Origin of the sequence: Lentzea sp. NPDC003310, from assembly GCF_040610935.1 — a bacterium.
Lineage (GTDB): Bacteria > Actinomycetota > Actinomycetes > Mycobacteriales > Pseudonocardiaceae > Lentzea.
Window position 1 is genome coordinate 345,427 of sequence record NZ_JBEXNC010000003.1, and the last position, 21,032, is coordinate 366,458.

A 21,032-nucleotide genomic window follows, 5' to 3' on the forward strand; every position below is an offset into this window, starting at 1 on the left:
CTACCTGGCCCCCAGCTCGGCTTCCAGAGCCGCGAGGACCTTGTCCTGCACCAGCTCCGAGAGCACGTCGATGGCGGGGGCGTCGAAGAACTCGCGCGGTGACATCTCGACGCCGAACGCCAGCCGGACCCGGGAGGTCAGCTTCAGCACGGAGATCGAGTCACCGCCCAGTTCGAAGAAGCTGTCCCCGGCGCCGACCTTGTCGAGACCGAGGACCTCGGCGTAGATGGCGGCGAGCAGCTCCTGGGTCGGGTCGGCGGGCGCGTGGTACGCCGCCGCGGTCGCGTCCGCGCGGTCGGGCGCGGGTAGTGCCCTCCGGTCGACCTTGCCGGTCGGTCCCAGGGGCAGGGTGTCGAGCACGACCGTCTGCGCGGGCACCATGAAGTCGGGCAGCTGCGCCGCCAGGTCGGCCCGCAGGTCCGCCGTGATCGTCGCGCGGGCCGGGGACACGTAGGCGACAAGCCGTTTGCCGTCTCCCTCCCCGACGACGAGGACGACGGCCTCCGCGACCTCCGGGTGGCGCAGCAGGGCGTTCTCCACCTCGGCCAGCTCCACCCGGTAGCCGCGGATCTTGACCTGGGCGTCGGCCCTGCCGACGAACTCGAGCCAGCCCGGTTCGGTCCAGCGCACCAGGTCCCCGGTGCGGTAGAGCCGCGATCCCGCCGGCCCGAAGGGGTTCGCCACGAACCTCTCCGCGGTCAGGTCCGGCCGGTCCACGTACCCGCGGCCGAGGCCCGCACCGCCGATGTACAGCTCGCCGGTCATGCCCGGCGGTACCGGCGCCAGGTCGGCGTCGAGCACGTACAGCTTCGCGTTCGGCACCGGCGGCCCCAGCGGGACCGTGCGGTACGCGGCGTCCGGCCTGGCCCGGAACAGCGTGACCGACAACGCCGTCTCGCTGGGGCCGTAGATGTTGACCAGGCGCATCCGCCTGGACCACCGGTCGGCGAGGTCCTTGGGCAGCACGTCACCGCCGACGCCCACCGCGGCGAGGTCCGGCAACGTCTCCGGGTCGAGCAGCGGCAGCACCGCCGGTGGCAGGGTCAGCGCGGTGATCCGGCGCTCGCGCAGCTGGCCCGCGAGGTCGTCCACCTGCCCCTGACCGTCCACAGTGGCCATGACGAGCGTGGCCCCGGACGCCAGGGTCATGAAGACGTCCCAGACCCCGCCGTCGAAGCTCATCGTGTAGAACTGCAGCTTCCGGCCGCCCGGCCCCAGGCCGTAGTGCTCGATGCCGGACAGGATCACGTTCACGAGCGACCGATGCTCGATCAGCACGCCCTTGGGGCGGCCCGTGGAACCCGAGGTGTACACCACGTACGCGAGGTCGCGCGGGCTCCTGCCGGGCACGCGGGGCGCGGTCCTGCCCCGTTTCGCCACCTCGGCCCCGATCCGTTCCACGGCGATGGTCTCGCCCTCCGCGCCCGCGAACGTGCCGAGGAGCCGTTCGTGCGTAAGGAGCACCGGTGGCCGGGTCTCGGCCAGCATCTGCTCCAGCCGCGCGGCCGGGAACTTCGGGTCGAGCGGCACGTACCCCGCACCGGCCTTGAGCACGGCGAGGATCGCGACGACCAGGTCGAGGTCGCGGTCGAGCGCGATGCCGACGAGACCGTCGCGCCGGACCCCGCGCGAGACCAGGTAGCGGGCCAGCTGGTTGGCGCGGACCTCCAGTTCCCCGTAGGTGAGCACCCGGTCGCCGTCCTCGACCGCGACGGCGTGCGGATCGCGCCGGGCCTGCTCGGCGATGAGGTCCTCGATCCGGCGGTCCACCGAGTAGGCGGGCTCGGTGGCGGTCCAGTCGAGCACGCTCCGCCGGTACTCGTCCGGGCTGATCAGCCGCACCTCCCGCACCGCGGCGGACTCGACGCCCGCGAACGACGACAGCACGCGGGCGAGCCGGTCCGCGAGCGTCCGCGCGGTGTCCTCGGTGAAGAGGGCCGGGTCGTAGCGCAGCGAGAGCCGCAGTCCGTCGCCGGGGTAGACGACCAGGGCGAGCGGGTAGCCGGACACCTCGGTGGCCGTGATCTCCACCAGTTCCAGGCCGTTGGCCGCCGCCGCGTCGTGGTCGACCGGGTAGTTCTCGAAGACCACCACGCTGTCGAACAGCGAGCTGTCCGCGGACAGGCCACCGCACTCGTGCGCCTCGGCGAGCGAGATCCAGTCGTACTCGCGCGCCGCGACCTGCGACCGCTGGATGCCCGCCAGCCACTCCACCAGGTCCGCGCCGCCGTCGACGAGCACCCGCACCGGCAGGGTGTTGATCATCGGGCCGATGATCTTGTCCGCGTCCAGCAGGTCGGCCGGCCGTCCCGAGACGGTGGCGCCGAAGACCACGTCGCGTTCCCCGCTGTAGCGCGCCAGCAACAACGCCCACGCGCCCTGCACCAAGGTGTTCAGTGTGAGCCGGTGCCGGCGTGCCCACGCCGTCACCCCCTCGGCGTCCACCCCGACCTCGACGTCCGCGGTCGAGGCCGAGCGGTGCCCGGCGGTGGGGGCGAGGTCGAACGGCAGCGGGGTCGGTCCGGTGAGACCGGCCAGCTCCGCCGTCCAGAACTCGCGCACCGCCCGGTCGTCTCGGCCGCGCAACCAGCGCACGAAGTCCGCGAACGGCCGGCGCGGGGCGGGACGGGTGACCGGCCTGCCGGTGAGCAGCGCGTACCGGACGAACACCTCTCCCAGCACCTGGTAGGCGCTCGTACCGTCCATCACCAGGTGGTGCACCGTCCACAGCAGACGGACGCGGTTGTCGGTCAGCCGGACCAGGGTGACCCTGGCCGCGGGCGCCACGGTGAGGTCGAGGCCTTTTACCCGGTCGGCCTCGCGCAGCGCGGCGAGCTCCCGCTCCTGCTCGCCGGCGTCGAGATCGCGCCAGTCGAGGTGCGCCACGGGCAGCTCGACCTCGCGGTGCACCAGCTGCACGGGTCCTTCGAGGCCCTCCCAGACGATCCGGGTGCGCAGCACGGTGGCGTTGTGGGCGGCGTCGCGCCACGCCGTGGCGAACAGGTCCGGTCGCGTCACGCCGTCCAGCACCGCCTCGAACTGTCCAAGGTAGACACCGGAGCGGGTGTCCATCAGGGAGTCGAAGAGGATGCCGTTCTGCGCGGGCGTGAGCTGGTGGATGTCCGCGATGGCGCGGCCGTCGCCCACGAGCTTGTCCAGCGTCGCCTGGTCCAGTGCCGCCAGCGGGAAGTCCGACGGCGTGCGGCCGCCGGCCTGCGGGGTCCGGCAGTGCGCGATGATCTCGCGCAGTCGCAACGAGAACGCCTCCGCGAACGCCGTGACCTCGGCCTCGGTGTGCCGTTCCCGCGCGTAGGTCACCTCGAACGAGAGCCGGTCGCCGGACACCGCGCCGACCACGTCGACCTCGTGCATCCGGTGGTCCCGCGCCGACTGGACGAGCTCGACCTGCGACAGCCGTTCCACCAGCGCGGAGCCGCCGACGCCCGCGTCCCACTGACCGAGGTAGTTGAACGCGAGCCGCGGCCGCACGTCCGGCACCGGGCTCGTGCCGGCCAGGTGGCGCAACGCCCCGTAGCCCGCGCCGTGCCTCGGCACCGCGCGCAGCTGCTCCTTGACCGACTTGATCCGGTCGCCGAGCGCGGGGGCGGCCAGGTCCAGCTCGACCGGGTAGTAGCTGGTGAACCAGCCGACGGTGCGGCTCAGGCTGACGTCGTCGAACAGGTCCTCCTCGCGACCGTGGCCCTCCAGCGCGATGAGAGCGCGGTCGTCGCCGGTCCACGCGGTGTACGCCGCGCCCAGCGCGGTGAGCAGCACGTCGTTGATCTCCGTGCGGTACACGGCCGGCACGTCGTAGAGCAGCGCGTCGGTGTCCTCCGCGCTCAACGCGACCGTCACGGTCCCAGCGGAGTCCACAGTGGACTCGACGGCCGCCGGGCGCCGGGAGATCCCCGACCAGTGGGCGATCTCGTCGTCGAACGCCCCCGCGCCGGTCGCCTCCCGCAACCGCCGAGACCACTCGGCGAAGCCGGTCGTGCGCACGCCGAGCGACACCGGCTGACCTGCCTTGGCCTGCTGGTAGGCGCGTTCGAGGTCCTCGACGAGGATGCGCCACGACAAGCCGTCGACGACGAGGTGGTGCGCGAGCAGCAGCAGCCGGGTGCCCCCGCCGAGCAACGCGGCGTGGAAGAGCGGCCCGTTCTCCAGATCCGTTGCCGCACTGAGCCGTGCCGCGACCTCGGCCGCGTCCTCCTCCAACTCGGGCAGGGCGGCGGGAGCGACCCCGGCCAGGACCTGCACGAGACGACCGTGGCGGCGGGTGAAGCGCAGCCGCAACGCCTCGTGGTGCTCGGCCAGGGCGTGCACGGCCGCGGCGAGAGCGGCGACGTCCACGGTCCCGGCCAGGTCCGCGACCACGTACTGGCAGAAGTCACCGGGAACGGCGAACCTCTCGAACAGCAGCTCCTGCACCGGGCTCAGCGGCGCGGGACCGGACGCGGCCGGTGCCTCGGCGGGAGCCTGCTCGAACTCGACGTGCCGGGCGAGCTCGGCGATCGTCTGCCACCGGAACAGGTCGCGGGACCGCACCACGAGCCCGGCCCGCCGGGCCTTGGCCGCCACCTGCAGCGCGACGATGGAGTCGCCGCCGAGAGCGAAGAAGTTGTCGTGCGCGCCGACCGGTTCGACGCCGGTCAGCTCCGACCAGATCTCGGCGAGCGCCGTCTCCACCGGGCCGGACGGCGCCACGTGGCCGGTCTCCGCCCGCTGGTCCGCGACGTCCGGGAGCGCGTCGACGTCGACCTTGTCCCGTGCGGTGAGGGGGAAGGCGTCGAGGACGGCGAGCGCCGAGGGCACCATGTAGGGCGGCAGGGCCCGGCCGAGCGCGGCGATCAGCCTCGCGGGCTCGGGGTGGTGCCCCGCTGCGGCGGTCACGTACCCGACCAGGCGCTTGCGGCCCTCGGCGGCCTCCCGCACGACGACGACGGCCTCGTCGACCTCGGGCAGGCCGAGCAGCACGGCCTCGATCTCGCCGAGCTCGACCCGGTAGCCGCGGACCTTCACCTGCTTGTCGATCCGGCCGAGGATCTCGAGGTCACCGGACGGCTTGCGCCGCACGAGGTCGCCGGTGCGGTACAACCGTCCACCCGGGACGGTGCCGAGGTGGTCGGCGACGAACCGCTCCGCGGTCAGGTCCGGGCGGTTCAGGTACCCGCGCGCCAGGCCGGCACCGCCCAGGTACAGCTCACCGGGCACGCCGGCGGGCAGCGGACGCCCCCACTCGTCGAGCACGTGCGCGGTGATGTTCCCCAGCGGGCTGCCGATCGAGGGCCGTCCGGTGTGCTCCGGCAGCATCTCGGCACCGGTGGCGAGGACGGTGGACTCGGTGGGCCCGTAGTGGTTCACCACCCGGACGCCCTTGTCCGCGCGCGGCCGGGCGCGGACCATGTCGCCACCGGTGATGATCAGCCGCAGGGGACCGTCGCGGTCCTCGACCTCGCGCAGCACGCCCTCGAGCCGTCCGGCCACCACGACCGACACGGTGACCCGCTGGTCCACCAGCCACCCGGCGAGGTCGTGCGGGTCGTCCAGCACCTCGGCGGGAGCGACGGCGACGCCCGCGCCGGCCATCAGGTTGCACCAGACCTCCAGCGCGACCGCGTCGAACGCGGTGGTGCCGATCTGGGAACCCCTGTCCTCACTGGAGATCCCGTAGTGCTCGCGGTACCAGGTGATCAGGTTGACCAGGTTCCGGTGCTCGACCATCACGCCCTTGGGCCGTCCGGTCGAGCCCGACGTGTACACGACGTACGCGAGGTTCGCCGCCGTCGCCGAGGTGACGGGCGCGGTGGCGGGCAGGCCAGGCAAGACGTCGGCCAGCTCGTCGAGGCACACCACCGCGGCGGTCACCTCGGGCAGCCGCGCGACGAGAGGCCGTTGGGTGAGCACGACCGGGGCACGCGTGTCCTCCACGACGAAACCCAGCCGGTCCGCCGGGTTGTTCGGGTCGATCGCCGCGTACGCCGACCCCGCCTTCATCGCGGCGAGCGCGCCGAACACGAAGTCCGGGCCCCGGTCCACGCAGATCACCACCGGCACGTCCGGCCCGGCGCCCGAAGTGACGAGGTGGTGGGCGAGGCGGTTGGCGCGCTCGTCGAGCTCGCGGTAGGTCCAGCTCTCGGCGCCGAAGGTCAGCGCGACCACGTCGGGGCTCTGCGCCGCCACCTCCGCGAACAGGTCCTGCGCGGTCAGGCCGGCCGGCACGTCGGTCGCGGTGTCGTTCCACCGGCGCAGCAGCAGGTCCCACTCCTCGTCGCCGAGCGGGAGGTCGCGCACCGGCTGCCACGGATCGTCCACAAGGGACTGGAGCAACGTGGTGAGGTGGCCTCCCATGCGTGCGATCGTGGCCTCGTCGAAGAGGTCGGTGTTGTACTGGATCTCCGCGTCCAGACCGCCCTCCCGTTCGGTGAAGTCGAAGGCGATGTCGAACATCACGGCGTGCAGCGGGACCGGGACCCGTTCCGCGGCGACGCCGTCGAACTCGGGCAGCCGGAAGCGGGTGTTCTGCAGCACCACCATGGCCTGCACCAGCGGGGTGGTGCCGGCGTCGCGTTCCCCGGCGAGGCGGTCGACGAGCTGGTCGAACGGCACCCGCTGGTGGCTGAAGGCGGACAGCACGGTCTCGCGGGTGCGGTCCAGGTCCGCGGCGACCGGCAGCCGCACGTCGATCGGCGCGCGCAGCGGCACGGTGTTGATGAAGTTGCCGATCAGCGGCTCGGTGGCGGCGTGGTCGCGGCCGGACACCGCGGCGCCGAGCGCGAAGTCCTGCTGGCCGGAGCAGTGCGCCAGCAGCAACCGGACGGCGGCGACCAGCACCACGAACAGCGTCGTGTCGCGATCGGCGGCGAGCTCGCCGAGCCGCGCGGTGAGCTCGGTGGGCACCGTCCACCGGTGGGCGGCGCCCGACGTGGTGCGGACGGCGGGACGCGGGCGGTCGGTGGGCAGCCGCAGCGAGGGCAGCCCGGCGAGCTGACCGGCCCAGTAGGCGTGCTCGTCCGCCAGGGCCTCCTCGGAGCGCGTGCGGCGTTCCCAGTCCGCGTAGTCCGCGAACCGGACCTCCGGCGCGGTGAAGCGCACCGGCTGACCGCTGCTCGCGGCGTTGTACTGGGTGGAGAGCTCCTCGGTGAGCAGGCCGAGCGACCACCCGTCCACGGCGATGTGGTGGGCGTTGACCAGCAGCACCTGCTCGCCGGGTTCGAGCGCGATCAGCAGGAACCGGATCAGGGGTCCGGTGCGCAGGTCGAACGGTGTGCGCAGCTCGACGTCCACGACCTCGTCGAGGCAGGGTTCCGGGCAGCCGACGAGGTCCACCGCCGTCACGTCCACAGTGGACGGAGCCAGGACCACCTGGACCGGTTCGCCCCCGGTGTCGTCGAAGACCGTGCGCAACGGCTCGTGCCGGGCGACCAGGGCCGTGGCGGCGGCGCGCAACGCGTCGAGGTCGAGGTCACCGCGCAGCCGCACGGCCAGGGGCACCGAGAACTCCAGCGAGTCCGGGTCGAGCTGCTGCTGCAACCAGAACCGGCGTTGCGTGGTGGACAACGGCATCCGGTCGGCGGTGGTGACGGCGATCGCGTCCTGCTCGGCGCGGACGGCGCCGCCGAGCAGCACGGCCAGCTCCGCGACGGTGCGGTGCTCGAAGATGGTCCTGGCGGGCAGGTCCGCGCCGAACCGGGCGCGGATCTCCCTGGTGAGCCGCATCGCGCTCAGCGAGTGGCCGCCCAGGTGGAAGAAGTCGTCGTCGGCGCCGATCACCGGTTCACCCACGACGTCCGCGAAGAGCTCCGCCAACCGCTCCTCGACCGTGCCCGCGGGCGCCCGGTAGCCCGCGGTGAGACGGTCCTTGCGCTGGGGCTCCGGCAACGCGGCGCGGTCGAGCTTGCCGTTCATCGTGAGCGGCAGCTCGTCGACCAGGACGTAGGCGACCGGCACCATGTGCTCCGGCAGGCGTTGCGCAAGCCGTGCCCGCACCGCCGAGCGGCTGATCTCCTCCTCCGCCACCAGGTACGCGAACAGCTGCTGGTCCCGTGCGACGACCGCGGCGTCGGCGACACCCGTCACGTCGCGCAGCGCCAGCTCGATCTCGGAGAGCTCCACCCGGAAACCGCGGATCTTGACCTGGTGGTCGACCCGGCCCAGGTAGTCGATCCGGCCGTCGGGCAGCAGCCGCGCGAGGTCGCCGGTGCGGTAGAGGCGTTCCCCGGCGGTGCCGAACGGCGACGCGACGAACCGTTCCGCGGTGAGGTCGGGACGGCGGTGGTAGCCGCGGGCCAGCTGGCGGCCGCCGAGGTACAGCTCGCCGATCTCGCCGGCCGGGAGCTCGCGCAACCGGTCGTCGAGGACGTGGGTGGTGATGTCGGTGACCGGGAGGCCGATCGGCACCGTGGGCTCGCCGGCCACGGTGTCCGCGTACGTCACGTGGATGGTGCCCTCGGTGGGGCCGTACAGGTCGTGCAGGCCGATGTCGAAGATCTCGAAGAACTGGTCGCGCACGTCGGTGGGCAGCGCCTCGCCACTGGTGAACACCGCGCGCAGCGTCGTGCACCCGGCCACCTCCCGGTGCGACAGGAAGGCCGTCAGCATGGACGCCACGAAGTGCACGACGGTGATCCCGCGGTCCTGGACGAGCCGCACGAGGTAGTCGGTGTCGCGGTGGCCGCCGGGCTGCGCGAGCACCAGCGTCGCCCCGCCGAACAACGGCCAGAAGATCTCCCACACGGAGACGTCGAAACTCATCGGCGTCTTCTGCAGCACCCGGTCGCCGGGCCTGATCGGGTACTGCTCCTGCGTCCAGACCATGTTGCGCAGCACCGAGTCCCGGGAGACCTGGACGCCCTTGGGCGTGCCGGTGGAGCCCGAGGTGTAGATCGTGTACGCCAGGTTCTCCCGGTGCGTCACGACCTCGTCGCACTTCAGGTCGGCGCGCAGACCGAGCTCGACCACGTGCGCCCCGGTGGCGGGCAGCCGGTGCAGCAACCGCGGCTGGGCCACGACGATCGGCGCGCCGGTGTCCTCGACGAGGAACGCGACGCGGTGCGCCGGATAGTCCGGGTCCAGCGGAACGTAGGCGGCGCCGGACCGGAGCACGCCGAGCAGCGCCACGACCATCTCCGGCCCGCGTTCGGCGAACACGCCCACGACGACCTCGGGGCCGGCGCCGCACGCCACCAGCTCGGCCGCGAGGTGGGCCGCGCGGGCGTCGAGCTCGGCGTAGGTCAGCGACCCCGAGTCGAACTCCAGCGCGATCGCGTCCGGTGACCGCCGCACCTGCTGTGCGAACGCCTCGTACAGGCCGCGCGCATGTTGCTCTACCACCAGAACCCCCTTGTGTGGCGCGAAGAAACGCGCCGAGAACCGCGGCACACGTTCCGGTGGCAATACTTCAGGGACAGGACCCGTGACGGCCAGGTCCTTGACACGCGGGTGAAACAGCACGGCCAGAGGCTCGGGCGGACACGCGAAACGGCGCCTCACCGGCATTCGGTGAGGCGCCGTTTCGCGGACGACCCCGCTCAGTACCCGCCGAGGCGGCGCAGCGAGGGCCACCACTGCTGCCAGGACCGGCTCGGGCCCCGGCAGACGAGGATCTCGCGTCCCTGCTCCTTGCTGGCCTCCAGGCCGATCCCGTTGTCGTACCGGGCGGCCACGTCGCACTGCCGCCAGCCGGCGAACGTGTCCCGGCTCAGCCCGACCGCGATCACGACGTCGGCCGACTCCGGCGGCGGTCCCCAGTTGTGCAGCTCGTTGTGACCGCTGTAAACGGCGGGCAACCCGACCCGTTCCCGGTGCAGGTGCAGCGCGCCGGCCTCGCCGAAGTTCTCGGTGAGCACGACGGCGCGCTCCCGTTCCGCGGCGGGCAGTCCTTTGTAGACCCTACCGACCTGCTCGGCCATCGCGGGCCAGCCGATGGTCTCGACCGAGAGGCTCGCGACCGGGTACCGGGCGAACACCTTCTCCGGCAGCACGGGCATCGCGAGCACGAACTGCGGCAGGGCGAACAGGCCCACCAGGCCGAACAGCAGGGCGGGCCGCCAGCGGGCACGGGTCATCCACCGGTCCGCGACCACGGCCCCCGCGCCGACGAGGGCGAGCTGGAATCCCGCGGTGTAGTCGGCACGACCGCCTTGGACCAACAGGACCAGGGCCAGGGCGACGAGGAACGCGGGGGCGAGCGACCGCACTGGGTGCCACGACTTCCAGCGCAGCAGCCCGACGATCCCGCTGATCCACACGGGCACGATCACCGGCCCCAGCATGATGATCATGTTGGTGAGGAACAGCGAGCGGTTCTCCGCGCCCTCCTCGCGGCCGAGTGCCTCGGCCATCTCGAACTGCGGCCAGCCGTGCGTCACCTGGTAGAGCAGGCTGGGCAGGCCGATCAGCAGCCCGAGGCTCATGCCCAGGTACAACCGCCGGTCCCGGAACGCGGACCGCGGTCCCAGCACGGCGATCGAGATCAGCCACACCACCGGCAGCAGCAGGATCATGTACTTGACGTACAGGCCGATCCCGCAGGTGATGCCCGCGTGGATCCACCACCTGCCGTCCCCCCGCAGCAGGGCCCGCAGGGTGAACAGCACGACCGCGCACCACACGACCATGTCGACGCTCGTGGTGAGCAGGAAGTGTCCGACACCCCAGCCGAACGGCGAGGATGCCACCGCGATCAACGCCAGGAGCTGGGCCCTGCGCCCGCCGCCCAGCTCCGCGACGATCGCGGCCAGCAGCAGGAGCACGGCCGCGCCGCAGAGCAGGGCGGGCACCCGGATGCCCCACGCGGAGTCGCCGAAGACGACCGAGGCCGCCTTGGCCAGCAGGGGAAGCGCGGCCGGCTGGTCGGTGTAGCCCCAGCCGGGCCGGTCCCCGAGCATCCGGAAGTACAGCTCGTCGGCGGACAGGCCGTACGCGCCGAGGAACACGGCCTGGACCGCCGACACGACCGCGACGACGATCCCCACCGGGCGCCAGGCGATCGGGACGCGGACCTCGGCCCGCACGGGTGCGGCGGCGACGTCCGCCCGCACCGTCATCCCTCTTCCCCCTCGAACACGACGAGCTGCAGGTCCACCCCGGTCCGCACCGCCACGAGCTCCTGGTACTCCGGCGACCGGTACCACCGGCGGGCGTGCTCGGCGCTGGGGAACTCGAGCACCGACACGTGACCGGGCACCCAGTCCCCCTCGAGGACGTCGATCTCGGCGCCGCGCAGGAAGAACCGGCCGCCGTAGGGCTCCAGAGTGGACGCTGCCCGGCGGCGGTACTCCGCGAGCCCCTCCGGGTTCGTCACGCCCACGATGTTGCCGAGGACGAGCGCAGGCATCAGTGCTCCCCCGTCTCGAGCTGGTAGTTGACCCGGACGCCCGCGCCGGACTCGGTCGCGGCGCGCACGACGAGGAAGCCCGCCACCACGTCCTGGGCGGCCATGCCCAGCGACTTGAACACGGTGACCTGCTCCGGCGACGTCCGGCCGGGCCGCCTGCCCAGCAGCACGTCGCCGACCTCGGTGATCCGCTCCGGGTCGAGCAGCCCCTCGGCGATCGGCGCGCCGATGTCGGTCGACTCGGCCAGCGCGGACTCCCTGCTGTCCACGAACACCGCGGCCTTCGCGACCGCCGCGGACGGCAGCTCCCGCGCGTCCTTCGTGGACGCGCCGATCGCGTTGACGTGCACGCCCTCGGCCAGGTCGGCGGCGTCGAGCACGGGCTCCTTGCTGGAGGTGGTGGTGCAGACGAGGTCGGCGCCGCGCACCGCCTCCGCCGCCGACCCGGTGACCTCCACGTCGATCCCGAGCCGCGCGGCCGCGTTCTTGGCCAGCAGCTCGGCCCGGTCGCGCGTGCGGCTGTACACCCGCACCCGGCGCAGCTCGCGCACGAGGTGCATGGCCTCCAGGTGGCTGTAGGCCTGCACGCCGGCACCGATGAGGGCGAGGTCGCCGGCGTCCGGGCGGGCCAGCGCCCTGGTCGCGGCCGCCGAGACGGCTGCGGTGCGGATGCCGGTGAGCGCGGCACCGTCCACAGTGGCCATCGGGTAGCCGGTCTCCGGGTCGAACACGACGACGACGCCGACGTGCGACGGCAGGCCGCGCGCCGCGTTGTCCGGCTTCAGCATGATCGCCTTGAGCCCGAAGCCGTGGCCCGCGACGTGGCTCGGCATGCTGGCGAAGATCTCGCTGCCCGACGGCGGGCGCAGGATCGCCCGCAGCGGCTGGGTGACCACCCCTTCGCTGTAGCGGCGCAACGCGTCCGCCATCGCCGGGATGGCGTCCGACATCGCGAGCGCCTTGCGCACCGCGGCACCGTCCAGGATCAACAACATCGTTCAGCCCTCTCCTTCCGCGGTCTGGCCGGTCAGTCCCGCCAGGCCACCCCCACCGGCCACGAACACCGACCAGACCATCCGGATCGGGCGGGTCGCGGAGATGAACTCGAGACCGTGGTTGCGCGCGGCCACCTCGGTGGTCAGCGCGAGGTCCACGGCGCGGTTGCGGGCCGCCTGCGCGGCGGCGCTGGTGGAGGCCATCACCTCGATGTCCCCGACGCTCAGGCCCGCCGGCATCAGCTGGTGGATCAACGGCACCGGCGACCGGTGGCTCGCAATCGTGGGCCGTGCCGGGATGTCGTGCACACCGGGGCGGCGGGCCAGGCCGTACAGCGGGGTGTCCATGATGAACACCGACGCCAGCGACAGCCGCAGGTCCATGTAGAACTCGTGCGCGTCGCGGTAGGCGTTGGCCACCACGAAGTGGCTGACGTGCCCGTCGCGCACGGCGTCGGCGCCGCGTTCGTAGGAGTTGAACAACCGCACCACGGGCGGTCCCTCGCCGAGTTCGCGCCACAGCAGCCCGGCGGCCTGCTCGCTGCTCGTGCCCGCCGGTCCCAGGGTGCCGATGGAGGTCAGCCGGACCGCCGGGGCGGACGCGACGGACATCCAGCCCAGCGCCCGGGTCTCGTTCGTCATGGTGGTCATCGCAGTGCCTCCGCCAGCGCAACGGTGGTGAGCCAGCCGCGGGTGTCGGGACGCCGGCCGCGGATGGTCTGGTCGTAGGTCTCCCGCAGGGCGGCACCCACCGGGCCCGGCCTGCCGGTGCCGACCGGGCGGCCGGCGATCTCGACCACCGGGCTGACCCCGCAGCCGGTCCCGGTGAGGAAGAGCTCGTCCGCCTGCAGCAGGTCCGCACTGTCCAGTTCGGACTCGACGCGGTCGATCCCGAGGTCGGCGGCGAGGGTCAGCACGGTGTCGCGGGTGATGCCGGGCAGCCGGTCGCCGGTCGCGGGCGGGGTGACCAGCACGCCGTCCCGCACCGCGAACACGTTGGCCGTGGTCGCCTCGGCGACCAGCCCGCGGTCGTCGAGCAGGATCGCGTCGTCGTACCCGCTGCAGCGCGCCTCGTCGAGCGCGAGCGCGTTGTTCACGTACCCGCCGGTGATCTTGGCGCGCACCGGGACCGCCGACCGGGCCGGCCGGCGCCAGGAGCTGATCAGGCACCGGATGCCCTGCGGCGGCTGGTAGTCGCCCAGCTTGGACACCACGATCGACAGCGCGTCGGAGACCCCGGTGAGCCCGACGCCGGGGCGGGTGCCCGGCAACAGGCCGAGCTTGTAGGCCAGCGGACGCAGGTACACGTCCGCCGCGAACCCGTTGCGGCGCAGCAGTTCCACGACGACGTCCGTGAGCTGGTCGCGGGTGGCGCCGGTGTCCACCCGGAGCAGGCGCGCGCCGGCGAGCAGCCGGTCCAGGTGGTCGCCGAGCCGGAACACCGCGAGGTCGCCCGAGTCGAGCAGGTGCGCCCGGATGCCCTCGAACACCCCGGTTCCGTAGTGCAGGCCCTGCGTGGTCAACGGCAGCTGGGCTGCCCTGGCGTCGGTGAACTCACCGCGGTGGTAGGCGACGGGCCCCAGTTCGGGAGTGCTGGTCACGCCGTCCTCCTGGACGCGATCTCCTGCGCGGCAACGGCTTCGGCGCCGACGAGGTCGCGGCGGTCGATCACCCGCGCGGCCTTCCAGCTGACCATCGCGCCGGTGGCGGTGACCTTGCCGGGCTCGCCGAAGCTCACGGTGAGCGGTGCGCCGAGCCGTTCGGAGCAGGCCAGCGCCGCGGCGGCCAGGCCGGGATCGTCCGGGGTCAGGGTGCGGGGCTGGAACAACAGGCTCAGCGCGTCCCTGCCGTCCTCGCGGTCGATGGTGATCTGGTAGTCGACGAACCCGTGCACGTCGTGCAGCAGCAACTCCTCGAGGTCGTAGCCGGAGATGACGTGGCCGTTGATCTCCAGCTGGTCGCGCACCCGGCCGAGGACCTCGACGCGGGGCGCGGGCACCGTGGCGTCCGGGGCCGGCGGCCGTTCCCGGACGAGGTCGCCGGTGCGGTACCGGACCAGCGGCTTCACGCCCTGGTAGAGGTTGGTGATCACGAGCTCGCCCCGGCGGACGCCGTCCGCGTCCGGCTGGGCGGGCGCGAGGGTCTCCGGGTCGACCACCTCGTAGAAGTTGATCAGCGGGGCCTGGTACAGCGCGCCGTCGGCTCCCGCAGCGGCGAGGATCGAGGCCTCCTGGGAGGCGTACAGGCAGTTGTAGGCCTTGGCCCCCCACAGCTCCCCGATGACCCGCAGCAGGCTGGGCGAGACGAGCTCGCCGGTCATCATCAGCGTGCGGAGCTCGAAGTCCCGGGCAGGGTCGAGGCCGTCGCGGATCGCCGCCTTGGCGAGCGAGAGCGCCATCCCGGGCGTGCAGAAGAGGCCGGTGATCGGCAGCAACCGCATCACCTCGAGCGCCCGCGGGAAGCCGATCACCGGGGAGTGCGGCCACATCTTCGCCACCGCGAGGCCCAGGTTGCGGCACACGTCGCCGAACGTGTCCCCGGTGGCGTGCAGCTCGGTGGGTCCGGACACGCCGATGACCTGGTCGTCGCCGAACTGCCGGAAGACCGTCTCGTAGTAGGCCGTGAGCACCGCGTTGTTGTGCAACGTGTCCACGTTGTCGCGCGGGCAGGGCGTGGCCGCGCCGGTGGTGCCGGTGGTCTCGTAGAAGATCCACGCGTCGCTGACCTTGCCGGAGAGCATGTCGAACTGCTCGCGCCGCAGGTCGTCCTTGGTGGTGAACGGGATGTGCGCGAGCGACTCGGCGTCCAGGCCGGTGATCGCCGCGGGGTCCACATCGGACAGATGGCGCCGGTAGAACGGGGACCGCTCACGGGTGTGCGCGACGGTCTCGCGGAACGCGGCCAGCTGGTGCGCACGTAACCGGTCCGCGTCCCACTTCCCGGCCAGGAAGCCGGCGAGGTCGTCGGAGAGCCGCGCTGTCAGCGCGGCGAGTTCCGGGTGGAAGACGGTGTACAAGGATCCCCCATCACACGTCGTGGTCTGAGCTCACGGGTTCTTCGAGGTCGGCGATCACCCAGGTGGCGATCTCCCGCCACAGGCCGGCCGAGAACTGGTGGAAGTCGTGGAACAGGTAGCGCTGGAGGTCCGCGTCGTCGCGGACCAGTCCCATCGCGACGAAGTCGTAGGCGACGTCCCGGGTGGACACGTTGCGCCCGGTGCGCCACTCGAGCAGTTCCGGTACGCGTGCGCCGACCTGCTGCGAGGACAGTTCCGCCGCCACGGCCCGCTGGTCGTCCCACGAACAGCCGGGCTTGAACTTGAAGAGGACGATGTGGCGGATCATCAGTAGATGACCCGGGACGCGGCGGTGAGGCGGGCGTGCCGCGACTTGCGCAGGTCCCTCGTGATGTTGAGGCGGCGCAGCCAGCGGTCCGTGCCGTCGTAGCGGGCTTTGAAGGGCTTGCGGCCGTGCACCATCCGGTAGTTGTCGATGAACAGCACGTCGCCCGGCCGCAGCACGACCCCGCTCATGGCGTCGTCGATCGCCTTGCCGATCTTGTCCAGGTCGGCCTGCTCCCGTTCTCCCTGGACGTCCTTCATGTAGTGCGGGTCCAGGCACAGGTACGGGTCGTCCTCGGCGCCGAACAACACGGGCACGGGCTTCGGCTTCGCGAGAGCGCTCTCCACCCGGTTCCGGCTCTGCGCGAGCAGCCGCGCGAGCCGCGGGTCCGCGAGCTCGTCCTCCGCCCACGCCTGCGGCCGGTGCGAGTCGTCGGGGAGGATGAAGTACCGCTCCTCGAACAGCCGCGCCCTGGTCTCCTCGTCGAGCTTCACGTCCGCGATGTCCGCGGCGGTGGTCTCCACGCCGTCCGGGTTGCGCAGGCACATCAGGCCGAGGTAGTCGGCGCGCAGCGGGTGGAACGCGTCTTCGGTGTGCCAGACGAGCGGCTGCTCGGAGCCCCAGCCGATCTGGTCGTCGCGGAAGTCCTTGATCGGGAAGACGTCGTGCATGAGCAGCCCGTCCTGCTGCGTGCCCCAGCCGACCGGTTCCCCCAGCAGGCTGCCGACGAGGTAGAACATCAGGTCGTAGCGCGTGGTGGCGGTGGGGTCCGGCTTGTCGCGCCAGTCCGCGGGGGTCCGGCCGAGCACCGCGTCGTCCACGGGGTAGCCGGAGAGCACGAAGCTGCCGGAGACCTCGTTCGCGCGGTAGTCGATGATGGCGCGGCGCAACCGGCGCGGCAGTTCCTGCGCGTTTTCCAGCGCCTCGGCGTGAAAATTCGCGTCCTCGACCGTGTCGTAGCGCCGGGCGAGATCCCGCACCACCCGTTGAACATCGTCGACCTCGGTTTCGGACAGCTCGAACCTGAGCACGAGAACCCCCTGTTGACGCGAAGATGTGCCCCAAAACGAAACAGGTCGAGCCTGGCACGACGTGCTGCCTGGCTCGACCTGTTTAGCCGGACGATTAAGTTACTTGGTCATCGCCTCGACGAGGCTGGCCGGGCGGAGGTCCGTCCAATTGGTTGAAACGTACTCCAACGCCGTAGCACGATCTGTCGCGTCGTGCACCACCGTCCAGCCGCCGGGAACGCCGATGAATTCCGGCCACAGGCTGTGCTGCCCCTCGGCGTTGACCAGCACGAGGTAGCTGCCGTCCGGGTCGTCAAAAGGGTTGGTCGTCATGAGGCAAACCTTTCTGAGGGCATCAGCAGCGAACCCTCCCGCTTGTGCAGGAGGGCTCGGCCGAGGGACGTGAGTGTGTGCAATGCGGTGTTGCGGTTGCGCGCTGTTGTGATGAGCCCGGCTTTGCGCAGAACGGTCGCGTGCTTGCTGGCCCCCGCCAGCGAAATGCCGAGCCGTTCCGAGAGAACGCTCGTCGTGCAGCTCTCCGTGAGCACCCGCAGCGCGGCCGCCCGCGTGGTGCCGACCAGTGCGCTGAGCGCCTGCTCGCCTGCGTCCCACGAGTCGTTCAACCCGTCGACACCGACCTCGGCGGCGCCGACCGAGAAGGCGATCGTGGTCATCCCGCTCTCCTTCTCGCTCTCGATCAGCGCGTGCCGGCGGGCCTGGAGGAAGATCGCCGGACTGAGCAGGAGTCCCTTGCCGTTCAGGTGAATGTCCCGGTCAGCGGCGTCCGCGATCTCCAGGACCGGCGCGTTCCAGTAGAACCTCGGGTGCAGTGCCCCGAGCAGACCCTCGACACCGCTGCTGATGGCGATGCGCGCCTGGGCCTCGCGTTCGAGCTCGAGCCGGTCGCGCAGCTGTCCCCAGGACGGCAGCACGACGCTGCGGCAGAACTCGAACACGGTCGACGCGATCTGCTGCGCCCCTCGGCCCCCAGTGGCCGCGGGGACGCCCTCGCCCGGAGTCCTCCGGTTGAGCATCCACAGCAGGTCGGGAATGGGTTGGTACTCCTGGCCGAACTGCTGCATCTCGGCCAGCCGATCACCCAGCTTTCGCTGGAAGTGCTTGCGCAGTTCATGGACGAGATGACTGCGTTGACCCGCCAGGAGATCCAGCGCGAAAATGCTTTCCGCCACTGGACCGAGTCCTGCCGTCATGCGTGTTCGCGCCAGATCATCAGCCGTGAAATGAATGCGCAGAACCACATTTCCCCCCGAGTGTTTAGCTACCACGGAGGTCATGGGAGAGAAGCTACCGATAAGTAGCTTTCTTATTTGCCCCCAAGCCCCCAAGGCTCCTTCCCGACTTTGACGCTAGCACAGCTGAGTGATACCCCAGTAAATACGCGACCACCAACTCGCGCGATCGCAATGCCTTTGACCGTAGCCATATTCCACTTTTACGGCCAACGCGGTTTCCTTGTGAGGAAATGGGCCTCCATTCGGGTGAACCCGTTAGTCCGGCAGGGCGGTCGACGATGCGCTCGGGGGTGGAGCACTCGCCGACCGCCACTCGCCGGTTGGAATTACTCCTTCGTTGTGACCAGAGCCACAGGACGTTCCTTGGTGGCGATGGCGGCGGTGATTGCACTGGTCACTGCGACGAGTCCGATCGATCCAATTGCGACAATTGTCAAAAGTGACCACGGGACGTACACGACGGTCGTACCGATCGCCTTGTGCACGGCACCGCCGATGCCGATCAGGCCCGCCCCGGCGACGACGCACCCCAGCACCAGGCCGATGACCGCCACGCCGATCGCCTCCACCACGGCGGTGCGCACCACCTGGGGCTGCGTCAGCCCGGTCACCCGCGAGACCGCGAACTCGCGCCGGCGTTCCGTGCCCGCGATGACCACCGAGTTCACGACGGCCATCAGCGCGTACAGCCCGGCGAGCCCCATGAGCACGGTGAGGATCTTGACGTTGCCGTCCTGGGCCTTCTCCGCGCGTGCGACCGCCCAGTCCGACACCGTCTGCACGTCGCTGAACCCGGCCTTCTCGATGCGTTCGGCGACGACGTCGGGGTCCTGCCCCGGCGCTACCTGGACGACGGTCTCGGTCGGCGCTCCCGCCCACACCTGCCTCGGCAGCAGCTGGCGCGGGACCAGGAAGCTGTCGCCCATCTCGAGGGTCTCCGGCATGCCCCCGACCACCGTCAGCTGCAGCGCCTGCCCTCCCGCCTCGGCCGGGAGCACCTGGCCGGGGTCGATCCGGTCGGCGTTGCGGGCGGGCCCGGTGAACACGGTGCTGCCGGTCAGCGCGGCCAGGTCTCCCCGCGCCGGCGGCAACGTGTGCGTGCGGGCGTAGTCGGCCGCGTCCACTGCGATGATCCCCGAGTAGAAGTTCCTCGTGATCACCCGCTTGTTCTGGGTCTTCTGCGTGGTGATCGTGATGTCCACGCTGTTCTGCCGCGAGGCGACGCCGACACCCTCGACGCCGGCGAGCTTCTCCGCCTCCTCGCCCGTGGACGTCACCACGAGGTGGGCGTTCACGGACCGCTTCGCCTCCTCGCCGCCCGCCGCGGACAGCGAGCCGAACGTGCCCGCGAGCCCCAGCAGCAGCGCGACGAGCACGATCAGCGGGGACGCGGTGGCCGCGCTGCGGCGCACCCCGTCGCGGAGGTTCGCCTGGGCGAGGCCGACCAGCGAACTGCCGGGCACGAGCGTGCCGAACAGCCAGGCCATGAACGGCACCACCAGCGGGCTCAGCATGCTCATGGCGACCGCGCCGAACATGGAGATGCCCAGCGCCGCCATCATGGCGCCGATCAGATTGGCGCCCTGCGCCCACATCACCATCGCGATGGTGCAGAAGGCGAAGGACAGGCCGAAGAACCAGCGCGAGAGGGTCATGACCCTGGCGGCCTTCCCCGTCTCCCGCAACGCTTCCAGCGGAAGGATCTTCGCGGCGCGCAGCGAGGCGGTGAACACGCCCGCCAGCGCGACGCACACGCCGATGATCCCGGAGACGACCACGGCCCAGAACCGCCACGGCGCGGTGAACCCCTCCGGCAGCAGGCCGATCTCGACCAGCAGCCAGGTCTGCGCGAACTTCGCGACCAACCCGAAGGGCACGCCCAGCACGGCGCCGACCACCCCGAGCAGCAGCGACTCCGACAGCAGCAGCGCGCGCAGCTGCGTGCGGCTCCCACCGGTGAGGCGCAGCAGGGCGAGGTCGCGGCGGCGTTGCGCGACGGTGAAGCTGAACGTGGAGCTCACGATGAACACCGCGAGGAACATGGCGAGGAACGCGGTCATGCCCATGACCGTCGCGGCGGCCACGTACCCCTCGCGGATCTTGTCCTCGACCTGGCGCGCCGTGCCGGCCGGGATCTGCGGTTCGCCCGTGGCGGCCAGCACCAGCATCGAGGCCTGCACGAGGGCGACACCGACGCCCACGCTGAGGATCGCCCCGATGAAGAGTTCCCACCGTTCGCGGAACGTGCTGAACGACATCTGGAACATGGCTCAGCTCTCCAGCCGCGCGAGCCGCTCGGCGACGTCGTGGATGGTCGGCATGTCGACGCGGTCCACGATCTGGCCGTCGGCCAGGAAGACCACGGTGTCGGCGCTCGCCGCGACCGCGGGGTCGTGGGTCACCATGACGATGCTCTGGCCGACGGTCTGCACCATGTTCCGCAGCAGTTCGAGGACGATCTTCGCGGAGTGCGAGTCCAGGGCGCCGGTCGGTTCGTCGGCGAACAGCACGGCGGGCCGGGAGATCATCGCGCGGGCGATGGCGACGCGCTGCTGCTGACCACCCGAGAGCTCGCGCGGCTTGTGGCTCGCGCGGTCGGCGAGCCCGACGCTCGCGAGGGTCTGCCGGACGTCGCTCTTGGACACCCGCACGCCGGCGAGCTTCAAGGGGAACGCGACGTTCTGCTCCGCGGTGAGGGAGCTGATCAGGTTGAAGCTCTGGAACACGAACCCGATCGTGCGGCGGCGCAGCTCGGTGAGCTGGCTGTCCTGGGCACGGGTGATGTCGCGGCCGGCGAGCAGCACGCGCCCGCTGGTGACCTGGTCCAGCCCGGCGGCGCAGTGCAGCAGCGTGGACTTGCCCGAGCCGGACGGACCCATGATCGCGGTCCAGGTCCCCGACGGGCAGTTCAGGCTGACGTTGTCCAGCGCGGCCACACCGGTGTTCTTGGCCCCGTAGAACCGCGTCACCTGGTGCAGCTCCACGGCCGAACGACCGGCGTTCGGCACCCCGTGCCGCTGACCGGCGGCGAGGTGCTGATTCCAAGACATGTGAAAACCCCCGTCTGCGGTGACACGACCGCTCGCGCGGCCGTCGCG

13 protein-coding genes are annotated in these 21,032 nt (G+C 71.5%); all 13 read right to left on the reverse strand.

From position 1 onward, the window contains the following. Positions 1 to 9,330 (reverse strand): amino acid adenylation domain-containing protein, encoded by a 9,330-nt coding sequence (locus ABZX02_RS06755; protein WP_355295548.1) that lies wholly within the window; start codon positions 9,328 to 9,330, stop codon positions 1 to 3. Positions 9,331 to 9,527: 197 nt separating this feature from the next. Then, entirely contained in the window at positions 9,528 to 11,045 is a 1,518-nt protein-coding gene (locus ABZX02_RS06760; RefSeq protein WP_355295550.1) for a glycosyltransferase family 39 protein, read from the reverse strand. Then, entirely contained in the window at positions 11,042 to 11,335 is a 294-nt protein-coding gene (locus ABZX02_RS06765) for a DUF1330 domain-containing protein (protein ID WP_355295552.1), read from the reverse strand. Before ABZX02_RS06765 ends, ABZX02_RS06760 begins: the two co-directional genes overlap by 4 nt. After that, entirely contained in the window at positions 11,335 to 12,330 is a 996-nt protein-coding gene (locus ABZX02_RS06770) for an ornithine cyclodeaminase family protein (RefSeq protein WP_355295553.1), read from the reverse strand. Before ABZX02_RS06770 ends, ABZX02_RS06765 begins: the two co-directional genes overlap by 1 nt. Positions 12,331 to 12,333: 3 nt before the next feature. After that, complete coding sequence (locus tag ABZX02_RS06775; RefSeq protein WP_355295554.1) at positions 12,334 to 12,972, reverse strand: hypothetical protein; 639 nt, start codon at positions 12,970 to 12,972, stop codon at positions 12,334 to 12,336. 5 nt (positions 12,973 to 12,977) lie between these two features. Next, the gene (locus ABZX02_RS06780) at positions 12,978 to 13,931 is read right to left on the reverse strand and encodes a branched-chain amino acid transaminase (protein WP_355295556.1); all 954 of its coding nucleotides are present in this window, start codon (positions 13,929 to 13,931) and stop codon (positions 12,978 to 12,980) included. Further along, the gene (locus ABZX02_RS06785; RefSeq protein ID WP_355295557.1) at positions 13,928 to 15,346 is read right to left on the reverse strand and encodes a phenylacetate--CoA ligase family protein; all 1,419 of its coding nucleotides are present in this window, start codon (positions 15,344 to 15,346) and stop codon (positions 13,928 to 13,930) included. Before ABZX02_RS06785 ends, ABZX02_RS06780 begins: the two co-directional genes overlap by 4 nt. Positions 15,347 to 15,356: 10 nt before the next feature. After that, on the reverse strand, positions 15,357 to 15,674 hold the full coding sequence (locus ABZX02_RS06790; RefSeq protein WP_355295559.1) for a Dabb family protein: 318 nt from the start codon (positions 15,672 to 15,674) through the stop codon (positions 15,357 to 15,359). Beyond that, the gene (gene gntD, locus ABZX02_RS06795; RefSeq protein ID WP_355295561.1) at positions 15,674 to 16,702 is read right to left on the reverse strand and encodes a guanitoxin biosynthesis L-enduracididine beta-hydroxylase GntD; all 1,029 of its coding nucleotides are present in this window, start codon (positions 16,700 to 16,702) and stop codon (positions 15,674 to 15,676) included. Before gntD ends, ABZX02_RS06790 begins: the two co-directional genes overlap by 1 nt. Positions 16,703 to 16,801: 99 nt before the next feature. After that, positions 16,802 to 17,014, reverse strand: coding sequence for an MbtH family protein (locus ABZX02_RS06800; RefSeq protein WP_355295563.1), 213 nt, complete (start codon positions 17,012 to 17,014; stop codon positions 16,802 to 16,804). Continuing rightward, positions 17,011 to 17,976, reverse strand: coding sequence for a winged helix-turn-helix domain-containing protein (locus ABZX02_RS06805; protein ID WP_355295565.1), 966 nt, complete (start codon positions 17,974 to 17,976; stop codon positions 17,011 to 17,013). Before ABZX02_RS06805 ends, ABZX02_RS06800 begins: the two co-directional genes overlap by 4 nt. A gap of 284 nt (positions 17,977 to 18,260) precedes the next feature. Further along, positions 18,261 to 20,201: an ABC transporter permease gene (locus ABZX02_RS06810; protein ID WP_355295566.1), complete on the reverse strand. Its 1,941-nt coding sequence runs from the start codon at positions 20,199 to 20,201 to the stop codon at positions 18,261 to 18,263. Between the two features lie 3 nt (positions 20,202 to 20,204). Further along, positions 20,205 to 20,984 carry an ABC transporter ATP-binding protein gene (locus ABZX02_RS06815; protein ID WP_355295568.1) on the reverse strand — a complete coding sequence of 260 codons (780 nt, stop codon included), beginning with the start codon at positions 20,982 to 20,984 and terminating at the stop codon, positions 20,205 to 20,207. Between the last annotated feature and the right edge of the window lie 48 nt (positions 20,985 to 21,032).